13 protein-coding genes are annotated in these 15,848 nt (G+C 70.5%); 9 read left to right on the top strand and 4 right to left on the bottom strand.

What is annotated here, in order from left to right:
* Window positions 1-201: 201 nt before the first annotated feature.
* From lptE to rsfS, 4 genes are read left to right on the top strand one after another with little or no spacing between them, the layout of a single operon-like run.
* Window positions 202-831 carry an LPS assembly lipoprotein LptE gene (gene lptE / locus LVB77_RS15355; protein WP_232906958.1) on the top strand — a complete coding sequence of 210 codons (630 nt, stop codon included), beginning with the start codon at window positions 202-204 and terminating at the stop codon, window positions 829-831.
* Between the two features lie 2 nt (window positions 832-833).
* Complete coding sequence (gene holA / locus LVB77_RS15350) at window positions 834-1,880, top strand: DNA polymerase III subunit delta (protein WP_232906957.1); 1,047 nt, start codon at window positions 834-836, stop codon at window positions 1,878-1,880.
* Window positions 1,881-1,929: 49 nt separating this feature from the next.
* A complete protein-coding gene (nadD, locus tag LVB77_RS15345; protein WP_232906956.1) occupies window positions 1,930-2,595 on the top strand; it encodes a nicotinate-nucleotide adenylyltransferase in 666 nt (221 codons plus the stop codon).
* Between the two features lie 40 nt (window positions 2,596-2,635).
* Entirely contained in the window at window positions 2,636-3,061 is a 426-nt protein-coding gene (rsfS, locus tag LVB77_RS15340; RefSeq protein ID WP_232906955.1) for a ribosome silencing factor, read from the top strand.
* A 370-nt stretch (window positions 3,062-3,431) separates the two neighbouring features.
* Here rsfS and LVB77_RS15335 read toward each other — a convergent pair whose 3' ends face one another.
* A complete protein-coding gene (locus LVB77_RS15335) occupies window positions 3,432-4,979 on the bottom strand; it encodes an alkaline phosphatase PhoX (RefSeq protein WP_232906954.1) in 1,548 nt (515 codons plus the stop codon).
* Between the two features lie 142 nt (window positions 4,980-5,121).
* Here LVB77_RS15335 and rlmH point away from each other — a divergent pair, with 142 nt between their 5' ends.
* Entirely contained in the window at window positions 5,122-5,592 is a 471-nt protein-coding gene (gene rlmH, locus LVB77_RS15330; RefSeq protein WP_232906953.1) for a 23S rRNA (pseudouridine(1915)-N(3))-methyltransferase RlmH, read from the top strand.
* Window positions 5,593-5,786: 194 nt separating this feature from the next.
* On the opposite strand, the gene LVB77_RS15325 is transcribed toward rlmH, so the two are convergent.
* The 3 genes from LVB77_RS15325 to LVB77_RS15315 form a co-directional block, all read right to left on the bottom strand.
* Entirely contained in the window at window positions 5,787-6,449 is a 663-nt protein-coding gene (locus tag LVB77_RS15325) for an energy transducer TonB (RefSeq protein WP_232906952.1), read from the bottom strand.
* A 260-nt stretch (window positions 6,450-6,709) separates the two neighbouring features.
* Window positions 6,710-6,874, bottom strand: a complete 165-nt coding sequence (locus tag LVB77_RS15320; protein ID WP_232906951.1) for a hypothetical protein — start codon at window positions 6,872-6,874, stop codon at window positions 6,710-6,712.
* 5 nt (window positions 6,875-6,879) lie between these two features.
* Window positions 6,880-7,659: an SIMPL domain-containing protein gene (locus tag LVB77_RS15315; protein ID WP_232906950.1), complete on the bottom strand. Its 780-nt coding sequence runs from the start codon at window positions 7,657-7,659 to the stop codon at window positions 6,880-6,882.
* A gap of 125 nt (window positions 7,660-7,784) precedes the next feature.
* Between LVB77_RS15315 and LVB77_RS15310 the strand changes: the two genes are divergently transcribed.
* The 4 genes from LVB77_RS15310 (at window position 7,785) to tldD (ending at window position 15,801) form a co-directional block, all read left to right on the top strand.
* The gene (locus LVB77_RS15310) at window positions 7,785-8,354 is read left to right on the top strand and encodes a Maf family protein (protein ID WP_232906949.1); all 570 of its coding nucleotides are present in this window, start codon (window positions 7,785-7,787) and stop codon (window positions 8,352-8,354) included.
* Window positions 8,355-8,420: 66 nt separating this feature from the next.
* Window positions 8,421-9,908 (top strand): ribonuclease G, encoded by a 1,488-nt coding sequence (gene rng / locus LVB77_RS15305; RefSeq protein ID WP_232906948.1) that lies wholly within the window; start codon window positions 8,421-8,423, stop codon window positions 9,906-9,908.
* A 138-nt stretch (window positions 9,909-10,046) separates the two neighbouring features.
* Window positions 10,047-13,937 carry a YhdP family protein gene (locus LVB77_RS15300; RefSeq protein WP_232906947.1) on the top strand — a complete coding sequence of 1,297 codons (3,891 nt, stop codon included), beginning with the start codon at window positions 10,047-10,049 and terminating at the stop codon, window positions 13,935-13,937.
* 421 nt (window positions 13,938-14,358) lie between these two features.
* On the top strand, window positions 14,359-15,801 hold the full coding sequence (gene tldD / locus LVB77_RS15295; RefSeq protein ID WP_232906946.1) for a metalloprotease TldD: 1,443 nt from the start codon (window positions 14,359-14,361) through the stop codon (window positions 15,799-15,801).
* Window positions 15,802-15,848 lie beyond the last annotated feature (47 nt).

Genomic DNA, 15,848 nt, shown 5'->3' with positions numbered 1-15,848 from the left:
CAAAGGGGGAAGACCCGCGGGTTCGACGCGCCTCCTCCTACTCGAAAAAGAGGAGAGCAGCGGATGCGACGCGCGCGGCCACTTCAGCGCCATGCGCCTCCCCCTTTGGAAAAGGGGGATTGAGGGGGATTCGCTTTTCGCTGCCACCGCCGTTCAGCCCCAGCTATTGCTGCCCGCCGCCGCCTCGTCCAGACTTCGCGCATGACCCGTCGTCCGTTCATCGCCGCCGCTGCGGCTGCCCTCGTGCTGGCCTTGTCGGCTTGCGGTTTCCAATTGCGCAGCGCGCTGACGCTGCCGCCGGACCTCGGCCCGGTGCGCGTGGTGTCGGTGGACCGCTACAGTCCGCTGGCCGAATCGCTGGCCATGGCCTTGAGCCGCGCGGGTGCGGTACCGGCCACGCCGGAAACCGAATCGGCGGCAGTGCTGGACCTGCTGTCCGAGCGCTGGGGCGACACCCCGGTCGCGCTGGACGAACTCGGCCGCACCCAGGAATACAGCCTGCGCTACGCGGTGATCTTCGAGCTGCGTCGCGCCGACGGCACCGCCATGGTGCCGCGCCAGACCGTCGAGCTCGCGCGCGATTACGTCTCCAACCCGGTCAACTCGCTGGGTACCGAAGGCGAGCGCGAAGTGCTGCAGCGCGAAATGCGCCGTGAGATGACCGCCTCGGTGCTGCGACGCATCGACGCGGTGGTGAAGAAGATCGACGGCGGCACCGCCGCGGCATCCACCGAGCGCGCGATCGCGCCGGATGCCGCGCAGGCGGCGATGGAGGCGGCCGAATCGGTCGCGCCGGCCAAGGCCGAACCGGCGCCGCCCACGCCGCGCTGACGATGGAACTCAAGCCGGAACAGCTGGCGGCCCAGGCCGCATCCGAGCCGCTGCGTCCCGCTTACCTGATCGCCGGCCCCGAGCCGCTGCGCGTGCTCGAAGCCGCCGATGCCGTGCGCGCCGCCGCGCGCCAGCAGGGCATCGCCGAACGCGAAGTGTTCGAAGCCGAAGGCAATCAGCGCGAACCGGACTGGAACGCGCTGGAAGCCAGTTTCCGCGCGCCCAGCCTGTTCGCCAGCCGGCGCCTGGTCGAGCTGCGCCTGCCCACGGGCAAGCCCGGCAAGGACGGCGCCGAGGTGATCTCCGGCTTCTGCGCCGATCCGCCGCAGGACGTGACCCTGCTGGTGACCTGCGGCGAGTGGAGCAAGCAGCACGGCGGCAAATGGAGCGAGGCCATCGGCCGCATCGGCCGCGTCGCCATCGCCTGGCAGATCAAGCCGCACGAACTGCCCGAATGGATCGAACGGCGCTTGCGCGCGCGCAATCTGCGCGCCGACCGCGACGCCGTGCAAAGCCTGGCCGACCGCGTCGAGGGCAACCTGCTGGCGGCCGCGCAGGAAGTCGACAAGCTCGCGCTGTTGTCCGACGGCGAGGCCATCGATCTGGCGCGCATGGAATCGCTGGTCGCCGACGCCGCGCGTTACGACGTGTTCCGCGTGGTCGATGCGGCCATGAACGGGCAGGGCGCGCAGGTGTCGCGCATGCTCGCCGGCCTGCGCGCCGAAGGCGAAGCGGTGCCGGCGCTGCTGGGCATGGTGGTGATCGAGCTGCAACGCGGCGCCGCGCTGGCGCGGGTCAACGCGCGCGGCGGCAATCTGTCGGCGGAGTTCAAGGCGCAGCGCGTGTGGGATTCCAAGCAGCCGATGTACCGGCGCGCGCTGCAGCGTCACGACGCGCGGCGCTGGGACGCCTTCGTCGCCCAGGCCGGCCGCGTCGACCGCATGGCCAAGGGCCGCGAAGCCGGCGATGCCTGGGTCGCGCTGGAGCGCCTGTTGCTGGCGGTGGCCGAGCCGCGCGCGGCGCGCCTGCTGGCGTCGGGCGGCGCGTGAACGCCTGCGCTCTACGCGATCGCCGCGGCTTCCTGCAAACGCCGCCGCGATGAGTTTGCTGGTTTTCTACGGCGGCACCTTCGATCCGGTCCACGACGGCCATCTGGCGATCGCGCGCGCCGCGCGCGACGCGCTGGACGAGACCGTGCGCCTGATGCCCGCGGCCGATCCGCCGCATCGTGCGCCGCCGGGCGCCAACGCCGCGCAGCGCGCGCGCATGCTCGATCTGGCCGTGGCCGGCGAGCCGCGCCTGGTCGTGGACACGCGCGAGCTCGCGCGCGCCGGCCGCTCCTACACCGTCGAAACCTTGCGCGAGCTGCGCGCGCAGATCGGCGCCGACGCGCCGGTCGCGCTGCTGGTCGGCGCCGACAGTTTCCTGGGCCTGCCGCAGTGGCACGAATGGGAAGCCCTGTTCGATCTGGCGCATTTCGTGGTCGCGCAACGGCCCGGCAGCCCGCTGGAGCAGGGCCTGCCCGCGGAGCTGAACGTCCGCATCGCCGGCCGCGAAACCGACGACGCGGCCGCGCTGCGGACCGCGCCGGCGGGCCGGGTGCTGCGCCTGAACCAGCCCCTGCAGGCCGAATCGGCCAGTCAGGTCCGCCAGCGCATCGCGACCGGCCAGCCCTGGCAGGACCTGGTTCCGGCGCCGGTGGCGGCCTATATCGAGCGCCATGGCCTGTACGCGGGCCGGGCCGGGGCCGGCGCTCCGCTATAATCTCCGGGCAAACCCCGCGAGCCGCCCCAGAGTCCCCTCCTTGACCAGCCAAGCCCACGTCATCAAGACCCGCATGCCGACCCCGCCGCCGTCGACCGACGCTCTGTTGAGCACGGTGCGCGCCGCGGTCGAGGAACTCAAAGCCAAGGACGTCGTCGAGATCGATGTGCGCGGCAAGAGCAGCGTCACCGACTACATGGTGGTCGCCTCGGGCACGTCCACCCGCCACGTCAAGTCGATCGCCGACGAAGTGGTCAAGTTCGCCAAGAACCTCGACGTCATGCCGTTGGGCGTGGAAGGCGAGCGCGAGGCCGAATGGGTGCTGGTCGACCTGGGCGACGTGGTCGTGCACGTGATGCTGCCGCGCGTGCGCGAGTTCTACGCGCTGGAGCGCCTGTGGACGGTCGGCGACCAGCCGCCCAGCTACGACGACGAGTTGGAGACGGATGGGGAGGATCGGCTGTAAGGCCGCTCTTCATTCGCAAGGAAACGGCGCCGATGGGCGCCGTTTTTTTTGCGCTACCGCAAAGCAAATCCCCCTCAATCCCCCTTTTCCAAAGGGGGAAGACCAGCGGCCGCGACGGCTGCCGCATGGCGGTTCCCCTCTTTGGAAAAGGGGGGGGATTTGCTTTCGATCGCGGCGGAACTACAGCGGCCCACACTCCCGCAAGGAAACGGCGCCGATGGGCGCCGTTTTTTTTTGCGCTACCGCAAAGCAAATCCCCCTCAATCCCCCTTTTCCAAAGGGGGAAGACCAGCGGCCGCGACGGCTGCCGCATGCGGTTCCCCCTTTGGAAAAGGGGGGTAGGGGGGATTTGCTTTTGATCGCGGCGGAACTACAACGGCCCACGCTCCCACGGCCCCGTGATCGCCACCGTGATCCCCGGCGTCTGCATGTTCACGAACAGGGTGCGCGCGAACGGATCCCAGCAGGCGCCGCAGAACTCGGTGTCGCGGTAATCGCCCTCGGGCACCGACTTGCCGGCGTCGGCGATCTGCTGCGAGGTCAGGGCGACGTTGTTCTTGGCGAAGTAGAACGATTCGCCGGCGCGGGTCAGGCCGATCAGGCGCGCGCCGGGGCCGTATTCGTCCGGGCTTTCGCCGCCGTCCTCGCACAGGATCACGCCGCCGCGCGCGCTCACGCTGATGTTGTCGGGATTGTGCGCGGCCAGTTGGTTGCCGCTGACGAACAACGCGCGCAGGCGCTGGCTGCCCAGGTCCAGTACCCACACCGCGCCGTTGCCGCGGCCCTTGCGGCCCTGGCTGTCGACGCCGGTGCTGGTGTCGACGATGAACATCTTGCCGTAGCTGTACCAGATGCCTTCGCCGCGGCTCATGCGCAGCGCGCCGTCGGCCCAGGCCTGGGCGAAGGTGCCGCTGAGCGTTTCGCCGGCCGAGATGTCGGGGAAACCGGCCGGCGCCGCGATCGAGTCCAGATCCGGATCGGGCACGTCCACCCATTCCAGCGCGTACTCGGTACCGATGCTGGCCACGGTCAGATCGGCGTTGCGGCGTCCGCGCACGCGCGCGGCCTGCAGGCGCCCGCCGTGCTCCAGCGAGCCGTTGCGGCCGGCGCGGTCGTTGGGAATGAAGCGGTACAGGCCGGCCTTGTTGCGGTCGTCCTCGGTGAGATAAACGATGCCGGTGCGCGGATCGATCGCCACCGCCTCGTGACTGAAACGGCCCAGGCCGATCAGCGGACGGCCGCTGGTGCGTTCGCTGCGCGGATCGACCTCGAACACGTAGCCGTGCTTGCGGCCGGTGCTGGAGACCGCGTCGCTTTTGATCTCCTCGCAACTCAGCCAGGTGCCCCACGGCGTCGGACCGCCGGCGCAGTTGACCAGGGTGCCGCCCAGGCTGGGTTCCAAACTGCACCATTCGCCGTTGCGGTAGCTCAGCGTGGTGGTGCCGCCGCCGGCGCGCGCGCCGCCGCCGAGGTCGCCGGTGTCGTACATGCCCGAGGCCTGGATCGGCGCGGCGGCGCCGCGTTCGTGATTGCGGATCAGCACGTATTCGGGCCCGTGCGGACGCCAGCGGCCGGCGCCGATCTCGTGCGGACGGCGCCCGCCCGGACGCACGCCGACCACGGCCATGCCGTCGTGGCGGTCGGGGCAGGGCTGGCCGTCGTCCATGCGGTCGCCGCTCCAACCGAAGGAGCGGTAACTGAAACCGCGCGGCAGCTGCAGCAAGGGCAGGCCGGTGCTGCGGTCGGCCACCGGGGCGAGCGGGCCGTAGCGGCTGGGGACGGGGGCAAGCCGGGTCGGGTCGTGGGCGGCGAGCGCCTGGCGCGAGTACAACGCGCCTAGCGTGCCCATGGCGCCGACCGCCATCGCGGCGGCGCTGCCCTTGAGGACCTGGCGGCGGGAGGGATCGAAAGCATCCACGGTGCGGCTCCTGCTGGCTGGGGGAACCTGCACGCTAGGTCGGCGCGATAACCGTTCGATGACATCCGCGCGTCATCGTCCGTGAATGCGACGCAGGCGCGGTTTGCGCCGTGCATGCGTCGCGTACCGCTACCATGTCGGCATGAAAGCGAAACTGATCGCCGTCGGCGAACGCGCGCCGCGCTGGGTCGCCGAAGGCTTCGGCGAATACCAGAAGCGGCTCTCGCACTGGCTGCCGCTGGAGCTGAACGAGATCGAGCCCGGCCTGCGCGGCAAGGGCCGCGACGCCGCGCGCGCGACCCAGGACGAAGGCGCGCGCGTGATCGCGGCGCTGCCCAAGAACGCCTGCGTGGTCGCGCTGGAAGGGCGCGGACGGCTGTGGACATCGGAACAACTGGCGCAGCGGCTGGAGCATTGGCGCGGGCAGGGCCGCGACCTGGCGTTCTTGATCGGCGGGCCGGAAGGCCACGCGCCCGACGTGCTCGCGCGCGCCGACGAGCAGTGGTCGCTGGGGCCGCTGACGTTGCCGCACATGCTGGTGCGCCTGGTCGCGGCCGAACAGCTGTATCGCGCGGCGGCGTTGCTGGCCAATCATCCGTATCACCGGGCTTGAGGGAACGCAAAAGCAAATCCCCCTGCCCCCCCTTTTTCAAAGGGGGGAACACATACGGTGCTTCCGACGCAGCTGCGCTCTTGCCTGGCTCCCCTCTTTGAGAAAGAGGGGTTGGGGGAGATTCGCTTTTAAGCTCTTTCAGCGAAAAAAAACGGCCCGGCCGTACCGGCCCGGGCCGCCCCTCGCCAAGGGACTCAACGTTCCAGAGTGAATTCGATCGGCACCCGGCCGCGCGCCTGCACCGCCTGACCGGCCTGCATCGCCGGCTCGAAGGTCCAGCGCTGCATCACCACGCGCTTGGCGGCCTGGTCGAGCACGCGGTGGCCGCTGCTTTTGACCACCGTCACCTCGATCGGCTTGCCGTCGATGCCGACCAGGATCTCTAGCATCACCGTGCCGGTGAGCTGGTTGCGCACCGCTTCGCCGGGGTAGGTGGGGGCCGGGTTGTTGATCACCTGCAGGCTCATGCCGGCGATCATTTCGCCGCGGCCCAGATCGGCGCGGGCGAAGGTCTCGGGCTGCGGCGGCGTGTCGGGCACGACGATGCTGTCGGTGGCGATCGGATCGACGATCGGCGGCGTCGGCGGAATTTCGATCGGTATCGGCTGCGGTGTGGACGTGCGCGGCCGGATCTGTTCGATCTTGACGGGCGGCGGCGGAGGAGGCGGATCGACCGGCTTGGGCTTGTCGAAAATCGGAATGACGGTCGTGATCGTTTCTTCGATCGTCTCCTGCGGCACCGACATCGGCACCATCAGCAGCATCAGCAAGGCGACGTTGACCGCGATCGCGCCGGCCGTGCCGACGATGCGGTTGCCGTCCAGTTGACGTTCGGGGTGTGGGATCGCGTGCGCCATGGAAGCTCTCCTGGAGTGGTCTGCACGAATCGAAACGGGCCGGGATCGCGGCCGGGGTTAAGCCCCGCGAAATTTTTTTTAGAGGGTGTTTTCTGGGCGCCGGTGCGACCCTATCGGCGGGCGAACCGGGTGCGCGCATCCGCGCGGGCGGGCCCGTGGCCGGCGGCGACCCTGGCCGGTAGAGCCCCGACACGGCCGCCGACGGACCAAACAGAAGGCCCGCTCGCGCGGGCCTTCTTCAGTGCAACGGATGCGACGCGTCAGTCTTCGTCGGCGGGGTCGGGGTCGGTGCGCGGTTCGCGCTCCAGACCGCCCTCGTCCGGATTCGGCGGCCGCTGGGGGTGCGGCTGGCGCGCGTCGTCCGGGTTGCGCGGCTGCGGCTCGGGGTAACCGGGCGCCGGCTTGCGCGGGTCGGGGGCGGTCATGGCGCTTACTTGCCCAGCTCGAACACCACGTCCAGGTTCACCGACAGCGCGCTTTCGCCGGGCGAAATCGAGGTGTCGGCGGCGGCGCCGGCCTTTTCCATGCGCGCCATCGCCATCATCGGCACCGGCGGGTTGAAGCGGCCGCCTTCGCTGATGCTGACGATGCGGCGCACCTTCATGCCCAGGGTCTTGGCGTACATCTCCGCGCGCGCCTGCGCCTTCTCGACCGCGCCGCGGCGCGCTTCGTCGTAGGCCACGGCCTTGACCTTGTCGTCGATGTCGAAGGTCGGGCCGTTGATCTGGTTGGCGCCGGTGGCGACCAGGGCGTCGAGGATCTTGCCGAGCTTGGCGATGTCGCGCACGGTCAGGTTGACCGTGTTGCTGGCCTGATAGCCGGTGATCACCGGCGGCTGGTTCTCGGCGTAACGGTATTGCGGGTTGAGGTTGACGCCGCTGGTCTGGATGTCGCGGTCGGCGATGCCGGCGGCCTTGATCGCGGCCACGACCTTGGCCATCTGGTCCGCATTGGCGCGCATGGCGCCGTTGGCGTCGGCGGCCTGGGTGACCACGCCGGTGGAGATCACGGCGATGTCGGGGACGCGCTTGACCTCCGACTCGGCCGACACCGAAAGCAGGGTGCCGTCGGTGGCCACGTAGGCCGGGGCGGTCTGGGCGTTGGCGGACATGGCGGTGACGGCTCCGAGAGCGAGGGTGGCGGCCAGCACCAGGGGGCGCAGGGCGAAGCGGGAGGTACGGGACAGCTGCCGGCTTGGCGAGGACGACATGTTCAACTCCTGTTGAGTATGGGAACTAGGGTGTTGCCGATCCAGTGAACGAATCGTGATCCAGGACGGGGTTGTGCGAACCCGTGTGGGGCGGCGCTCAGTCAGCGCGGGTTATGCTTCGCAGGATGCTCTATCTCGCCTCCAAATCGCCACGCCGCCACGAATTGCTAAGCCGCCTGGGCTTGCCGTTCGGGGTGCTGGACCTGGATATCCCCGAACACCGCCAGCCCGGCGAACCGGCCGAGGACTACGTGCGCCGGGTCGCGCGCGAGAAGGCCGGCGCCGGCCTGCTGAGCGTGGTCGGCAACCCCAGCGCGCTGGTGCTGGGCGCCGACACCGAGGTGGTGCTGGACGACGAAGTGTTCGGCAAGCCGCGCGACGGCGAGGACGCGGCGGCCATGCTGCGCCGCCTGTCCGGTCGCGGCCATCGGGTGATTTCGGCGGTGTCGCTGGTCTCGCCGGCGCGCGAATCGCAGGCGGTGTCGGTGTCGCAGGTCGAGTTCGAAGTACTGGACGAGGCGCGCATCGCCGCCTACGTCGCCAGCGGCGAGTGGCAGGGCAAGGCCGGCGCGTACGCGATCCAGGGCCGCGCCGAGGCCTTCGTGACCCGCCTGAGCGGCAGCTATTCCGGCGTGATGGGCCTGCCCCTGCACGACACCGTGCGCCTGCTGCGCGAGGCCGGCCTGGATGCGTGACCCGCGCGTCTCGGCCACCGCGCGGCCTTCCCCCACCGTTGACGAACCGCAGAGCGCCTCCACGCCATGACCGAAGAAATACTCGTCAACGTCACCCCGCGCGAAACCCGTGTCGCGGTGGTCGAAAACGGCATGCTGCAGGAGCTGCACATCGAGCGCGGCTGGCGCCGCGGCGTGGTCGGCAACATCTACAAGGGCAAGGTCCAGCGGGTGATGCCGGGCATGCAGGCGGCGTTCGTCGAGATCGGCCTGGAGCGCGCGGCGTTCCTGCACGCGGCCGACATCGTCAAGCCGGCGCAGGTCAGCGAGGGCGAGGGCGACGAAGCGCCGCTGCCGCCGACGCCGACCCGGCCGATCGCCGAGCTGCTGCGCGAGGGCCAGGAGATCATCGTGCAGGTGGTCAAGGACCCGATCGGCAGCAAGGGCGCGCGCCTGACCACCCAGCTCAGCATTCCCTCGCGCTACCTGGTGCTGCTGCCGCGCACGCGCGTGGTCGGCGTGTCGGCGCGCATCGAGGACGAGACCGAGCGCCAGCGCCTGAAGGCGCACGTGACCGCGCTGGCGCCGGCCGGCGAGAACCACGGTTACATCGTGCGCACCAACGCCGAAAGCCAGCCCGCCGAGGCCCTGGCCGAGGACGTGGCCTACCTGAGCCGCGCCTGGGCGCTGATCGCCGAGAAATCGCGCAGCTCGCGCGTGGGCGAGCGCGTGTACGAGGATCTGAGCCTGCCGCTGCGCGCGGTGCGCGACCTGATGCGGCGCGACGTGGAGAAGGTCAAGGTCGACTCGCGCGAGACCTGCGAGCGTTTGCGCGTGTTCGCCGCGCAGTACATGCCGGGCCTGGACGAAAAGATCGAGCACTACACCGGCGCGCGCCCGATCTTCGACCTGTACGGGGTCGAGGACGAAATCCAGCGCGCGCTGGACAAGCAGGTGCCGCTGAAGTCCGGCGGCTATCTGGTGATCGACCAGACCGAGGCCATGACCACGGTCGACATCAACACCGGCTCGTTCCTGGGGCAGCGCAACCTAGAGGAGACGGTCTACCGCACCAACCTGGAAGCGGCGCAGTCGGTGGCGCGCCAGCTGCGCCTGCGCAACCTGGGCGGCATCATCATCATCGACTTCATCGACATGACCGATGCCGAGCACAAGCGCCAGGTGCTGCGCCAGCTGGAGAAGTCGCTGGCGCGCGACCATGCCAAGACCACGGTGTACGAGTTCTCGCCGCTGGGCCTGGTGGAGATGACGCGCAAGCGCACCACCGAAAGCCTGGAGCGCCAGCTCAGCGAGCCCTGCCACGAATGCGGCGGCCGCGGCACGCTGAAAACGCCGGAAACGGTGACCTACGAAATCTTCCGCGACATCGTGCGCCAGGTGCGCCAGTTCGACGCGCCGCGGCTGCTGGTGATCGCATCGCCCAAGGTGGTCGCGCGCATCACCGACGAGGAATCGGCGGCGGTGGCCGAGCTGGAGGAGTTCCTGGGCAAGTCGATCCGGTTCCAGCCGGACGATCAGTACGCGCAGGAGCAGTTCGATGTCGTGCTGCTTTAAAAATATGCTTCTTGCAGCGCCCCTTCTCCCGCGAGCGGGAGAAGGTGGCCCGCCGGGCCGGATGAGGGCGCGCGCAACCGCACTGTCGCCGCACCGCTCCATTGCCTCGCACGCCCGCACGCGGGAGATGGGGATCTAATGCCCACCCCGTTGCGCCGCCGTTTGCGTTTCGCCCGCCGTAGCGTCGCCTACACGGGTGCGGTGCTGCTGGTGTTGCTGGCGGTGCTGCTGGGCGTGGCCAGCCAGATCCTGCCGATGGCCGAGCGCAATCCCGAGCGCATCGCGGCCTGGCTGAGTCAGCGCGCGGGCCGGCCGGTCGCCTTTGATCGGGTCGAGACCCAATGGACGCGGCGCGGTCCGCTGCTGCGCCTGGACGGTTTGCGCGTGGGCGAGGGCGCGCAGGCGTTCGTGGTCGGCGACACCGAGATGCTGGTGTCGATCTACGCCGGCCTGCTGCCCGGGCATTCGTTCTCCGAGCTGCGCTTGCGCGGACTGGACCTGACCCTGGAGCGCGCCGACGACGGCCGCTGGAAAGTGCGCGGCCTGCCCGGGCAGGAGCAGCCGAGCAAGGATCCGCTGGCGGCGCTGGAAGGCTTGGGCGAGCTGCAGGTGATCGACGGCAAGCTCGCCGTGATCGCGCCCAAGTTGGGCGTGAATGCGCGCATTCCCAAGATCAACCTGCGCCTGCGCGTGGACGGCGACCGCGTGCGCGCGGGCCTGCGCGCCTGGCCCAGTGTCGGCGTCGCCGGCGCGCCGGCGTCGCCGCTGGACGCCGCGCTGGAGTTCGATCGCAAGCGCGGCGATGGCCGCGCCTATGCCGGCGCGCGCCGCGCCGATCTCAGTGCCTGGACGGCCTTGCTGCAGGTCGCCGGCATCGGCGCGGAGAGCGGCCAGGGCCGCGCCGAGGCCTGGGCCGAGCTGCGCGGCCATCGCGTCGCCATGGTCACCGTCGATGCGGCGCTGGAACGCGTCGTGCTGCGCGGCGCGCCGCTGGGCGCAGGCGACGAAGCCGTGCCGCGCGTGCGCTTCGACAGCGTCGAGGCGCGTGCGCGCTGGCGCCTGGACCAGGGCGGCTGGCGCTTCGATGCGCCGCGCCTGCGGATCGGCGCGGCCCCCAAACAACAAGTGCTCGACGGTCTCGCGTTCGCCGGCGGCGAGCGTTACGCGCTGCTCGCCGACCGCATCGATGCCGGTCCGCTGCTGCAGGCCGCCGCGCTCAGCGATCGCGTGCCCGCGGGCCTGCGCCGCTGGTTGCACAACACGCGTCCGCAGGCGTCGTTGCAGCGCATCGCCGTGAGCGGCCGCCGCGACGGCCCGCTGCGCGCCAGCGCGCGCATCGATGGGTTGGGCTTCGCCACGGTCGGCACCGCGCCGGGCCTGAGCGGTTTGTCGGGCGACTTCGAAGGCGATGCCGACGGCTTCAGCCTGCGCCTGGACGCGAAGTCGCCGATGCGCTTCGACTGGCCGTCGGGCTTCGGCGTGGTCCACACCGTGAGCCTGGACGGCACCGTCGCCGGCTGGCGCGAGGGCGCGGGCTGGCGCATCGGCACGCATGCGCTGACGGTCAAGGGCGACGGGTTCGGCGCGCGCGCGCGCGGCGGCATGTGGTGGCAGGGCGACGGCACGCGGCCGTGGATCGACATCGCCGCCGACCTGGACGAAGCCGCGGTGCCGGTGGCCAAGGGCTTCTGGATCCGTCACAGCATGTCGCCGGCGCTGGTGCGCTGGCTGGACTCGGCGCTGGTCGGCGGCAGCGTGCGCAACGGCCGTGCGATCGTCTCCGGCGATCTCGACGACTGGCCGTTTCGCGACCGCAACGGGCGCTTCGAGGCGACGGCGAAGCTGCACCAGGCCGTGGTCAAGTTCCAGCCCGAATGGCCGGCGGCCGAGGGCCTGGATGCGGACGTGGCCTTCATCGCCGACGGCTTCAGCGTCGACGGCAGCGCCAAGCTCGCCGGCGTCGGCGTGCAGCACATCCAGGCCGGTATCGATCACTACAAGGACGGCGCGCTGACGGTAAACGCGCAGACCGCGTCCGACGCCGCGCAGCTGCTGAGCATGCTGCGGCTAAGCCCCTTGCAGAAGCAGCACGCCGATACCTTCGCCAACCTCACCGCCAGCGGACCGGCCCAGGTCGGTTTCGAGATGAAGCTGCCGCTGAAGCCAGGCAGCGTCACCGCGATTTCCGGCGCGGTCGAGCTGCAGGGCGCCAAGCTCGCCGACGCGCGCTGGAAACTCGCCTTCGACGAGGTGCGCGGGCGCGCGGAGTACGCGCGCGGCGGTTTCGGCGCCAACGATCTGACGGTGCGTCACGAGGGCCAGCCCGGCAAGCTGTCGCTGCGCGCGGGCGACTACGTGCGCGATCGCGGCAACGTGTTCGAGGCCGGACTGGACGCCAGCGTCGGCGCCGCGTCGCTGATCGAGCGCGCGCCGGAGGTGGCTTGGCTCAAGCCCTATCTGGACGGGCGTTCCAACTGGACCATCGGCATCGCGATTCCGAAGGCGCTGGACGGCGCCACGCCGCCGACCTTGCTGCAACTGCATTCGAATCTGGTCGGCACCGCGCTGGAACTGCCGGCGCCGTTGCGCAAGCCGGCCGCCAGTAGCCTGGCGACGACGGTGGAAACGCCGTTGCCCGTGGGCAGCGGCGATATCCGCGTGGGTTTCGGCAACGTGATGGCGCTGCGCGCGCGCACCGTCAACGGCCGCACCGGCGTGCGCGTCGCGCTGGGCGCCAACCGCGTCGACGAAGCGCCGCCCGCGCACGGTCTGATCGCGAGCGGCCGCACCGGCACGCTGGATGCGATCGAATGGATGGCGTTCGCCTACGGCGGCGGCAAGGGCGAAGGCGAGGGGCTGCCGCTGCAACGCGTCGACGTGACCGCGCAAAAACTGCAGCTGCTGGGCGGCGTGTTCGCCGACACCCGGCTGGTGGTGGCGCCGGCGCCGCGCGGGGCCACCGCGGTGCGCGTGGAAGGCCCCGCGCTGGAAGGCGCGGTGCTGGCCCAGGCCGACGGCGCCGCGCCCTTGGCGGGCAAGTTCGAGCGCGTGTACTGGCGCGCGCCGGCCGCAACCGCGAGCGCGGGCGCTGGCGCCGCGGTCGTCGCACCGGCAGCCACGACGACCGCACCGGCGGCCAACCCGATCGACGCCAGCTTCGACCCGGCCAAGGTGCCGCCGCTGACCATCGACATCGCCGACCTGCGCCTGGGCGATGCGCGCATGGGCAGCGCGCGTGTGCGCACGCGCCCGACGGCGACCGGCATGCGCCTGGAGCAGATCCAGACCCGCGGCGACAAGCAGGCCATCGACATCAGCGGCGATTGGAGCGGTCGCGGCGCGGCGGCGCGCACGCGCCTGAGCATGAACATCGACAGCGGCGACACCGGCGCCTTGCTGGGCAGCTTCGGATTCGGCGGTCTGGTCGCCGGCGGCAAGGCCAAGATCCGCTTCGACGCCGGCTGGCCCGGCAGTCCGGCCGCGTTCGCGTTGGGCTCGCTGGACGGCGGCCTGACCCTGGACGTGCGCGACGGCCGCCTGCTCGAGGTCGAGCCCGGCACCGGTCGCGTGATCGGCCTGCTCAGCATCGCCCAGCTGCCGCGGCGCCTGGGACTGGACTTCCGCGACCTGTTCTCCAAGGGCTTCGCCTTCAACCGCGTCGGTGGCCACATCGCCATCGGCGGCGGCAGCGCGCGCAGCGACGACCTGGTCATGGACGGGCCGGCTGCGACCGTGAACATCCGCGGCGCGACCAATCTGCGCGCGCAAAGCTACGACCAGACCATCGAAGTCCGGCCCAAGACCGGCAACCTGCTGACCGCGGTGGGCGCGATCGCGGCCGGCCCGGTCGGCGCCGCCATCGGTGCGGCCGCCGGTACCGTGCTGCAGAAGCCGCTGAGCGGCATCGGCGCCAAGACGTACCGGGTGACCGGGCCGTGGAAGGAGCCCAAGGTCGAGGTGATGACGCGCGAGCAGAGCCGCGCGGCCGATGCGGCCTCGGGCGGGACGGCGGGGCGCTCGGCGCTGTAGGGCGCTTCGGAAAGCGCGGTGGCCTCGAGTCGTGGGAGGGGCTTCAATCCGATTCAGCGATAGTCTGATTCAGCGACCTCTCCACGCTCCCCAAAAGCTCAACAACCGTCATTCAGGCGAAAGCCGGAACCCATTTTGGTCGGCTCTTTCGGCGGCAATCGCGGACTTATTGGAGCCAAAGTCAAAATGGGTTCCGGCTTTCGCCGGAATGACGGGGTGGGAGGCGCGCTGTTGGCCAGCACGGCTGGGCCGCGGCCGACTTCGCATTGCACGGAGAGGCGTAAAAGCGGCCTTGCAGCCCGGCGCCGGCTTGAATCGCAGTCGCGCCGGTGCCATCTAGTGGAATACCCCTCACCGCCGCCCCAGAACGCCGCCGGCCGGCGCCGGTTAGCATGTTCCTGAGCCCTTACCCGGACGCCCCATGACGCTGCCCCTGCAACTCGCCGAAACCCGCCTGCTGCTGCCCTCCGGCCTGGACGCCAGCGGCCTGGAACGCACCTTCGGCACCCTGCTGGGGCCGGGCGTGGATTTCGGCGACCTGTATTTCCAGCACGGGCGGCGCGAGAGCTGGACGGTCGAGGACGGCATCGTCAAGGACGGCTCGCACTCGATCGAGCAGGGCGTGGGCGTGCGCGCGATCAGCGGCGAGAAAACCGGCTTCGCCTATTCCGACGAGATCAACAGCGAGGCGCTGCTGGCCGCGTCCAAATCGGCACGGGCGATCGCACGCGACGGCGCGGCGCACAGCGCGCGCGCGCTGGTGCGCGGCGGCGGCCGTGCGCTGTATCCGGCGCAGGATCCGATCGACGGCATCGGCAACGAGGACAAGGTCGAACAGCTGCGCAAGCTCGACCAATGGGTGCGCGCGGCCGACCCGCGCGTGCAGCAGGTCACCGTCAGCCTGTCCGGCGGCGTCGACACCATCCTGGTCGCGCGCAGCGACGGCGTTCTCGCCGCCGACGTGCGTCCGCTGGTGCGGCTCAACGTGCAGGTGATCGTCGAACACAACGGCCGTCGCGAGAGCGGCTACGCCGGCGGCGGCGGACGCTACGGTTACGCCGAGCTGTTCGCCGGCGGCAAGCCCGAGTCGCTGGCGCGCGAAGCGCTGCGTCAGGCGCTGGTCAACCTGGAGGCGATCGACGCGCCGGCCGGGGTGATGCCGGTGGTGCTGGGCAGCGGCTGGCCGGGCGTGTTGCTGCATGAAGCGGTGGGCCACGGCCTGGAAGGCGATTTCAACCGCAAGGGCACCTCGACCTATGCCGGCCGCATGGGCCAGCGCGTGGCCTCGCCCGGCGTGACCATCGTCGACGACGGCACTCTGCCGGGCCGGCGCGGATCGCTCAACATCGACGACGAAGGCACGCCGACCAACTGCACGACCCTGATCGAGGACGGCGTCCTGGTCGGTTACATGCAGGACACCCTCAACGCGCGCCTGATGGGTATGGCGCCGACCGGCAACGGCCGCCGCGAGTCGTTCGCGCATCTGCCGATGCCGCGCATGACCAACACCTACATGCTCGCCGGCCAGCACGATCCGGAAGAGATGATCCGCTCGGTCAAGAAGGGCCTGTACGCGGTCAATTTCGGCGGCGGTCAGGTCGACATCACCAGCGGCAAATACGTGTTCTCGGCCACCGAGGCCTATCTGATCGAGGACGGCAAGATCACCGCGCCGGTCAAGGGCGCGACTCTGATCGGCAACGGTCCGGAGACCATGCAGAAGGTGCGCATGATCGGCCACGATCTGGCGCTGGACGAAGGCGTGGGCGTGTGCGGCAAGGACGGGCAGAGCGTACCGGTGGGCGTGGGCCAGCCGTCGCTGCTGATCGATGGGCTGACGGTGGGTGGCACCAGCGCGTGATATCCGCATCGGCATGCTCCAAAACGGAGCAGGCATTCGCGAGCCGT

Origin of the sequence: Lysobacter sp. 5GHs7-4 (assembly GCF_021284765.1) — a bacterium.
In the GTDB taxonomy this organism is placed as follows: domain Bacteria; phylum Pseudomonadota; class Gammaproteobacteria; order Xanthomonadales; family Xanthomonadaceae; genus Lysobacter.
The sequence above is the reverse complement of the archived record's forward strand: the minus strand, read 5'-3'. Positions and strand labels throughout refer to the sequence as shown.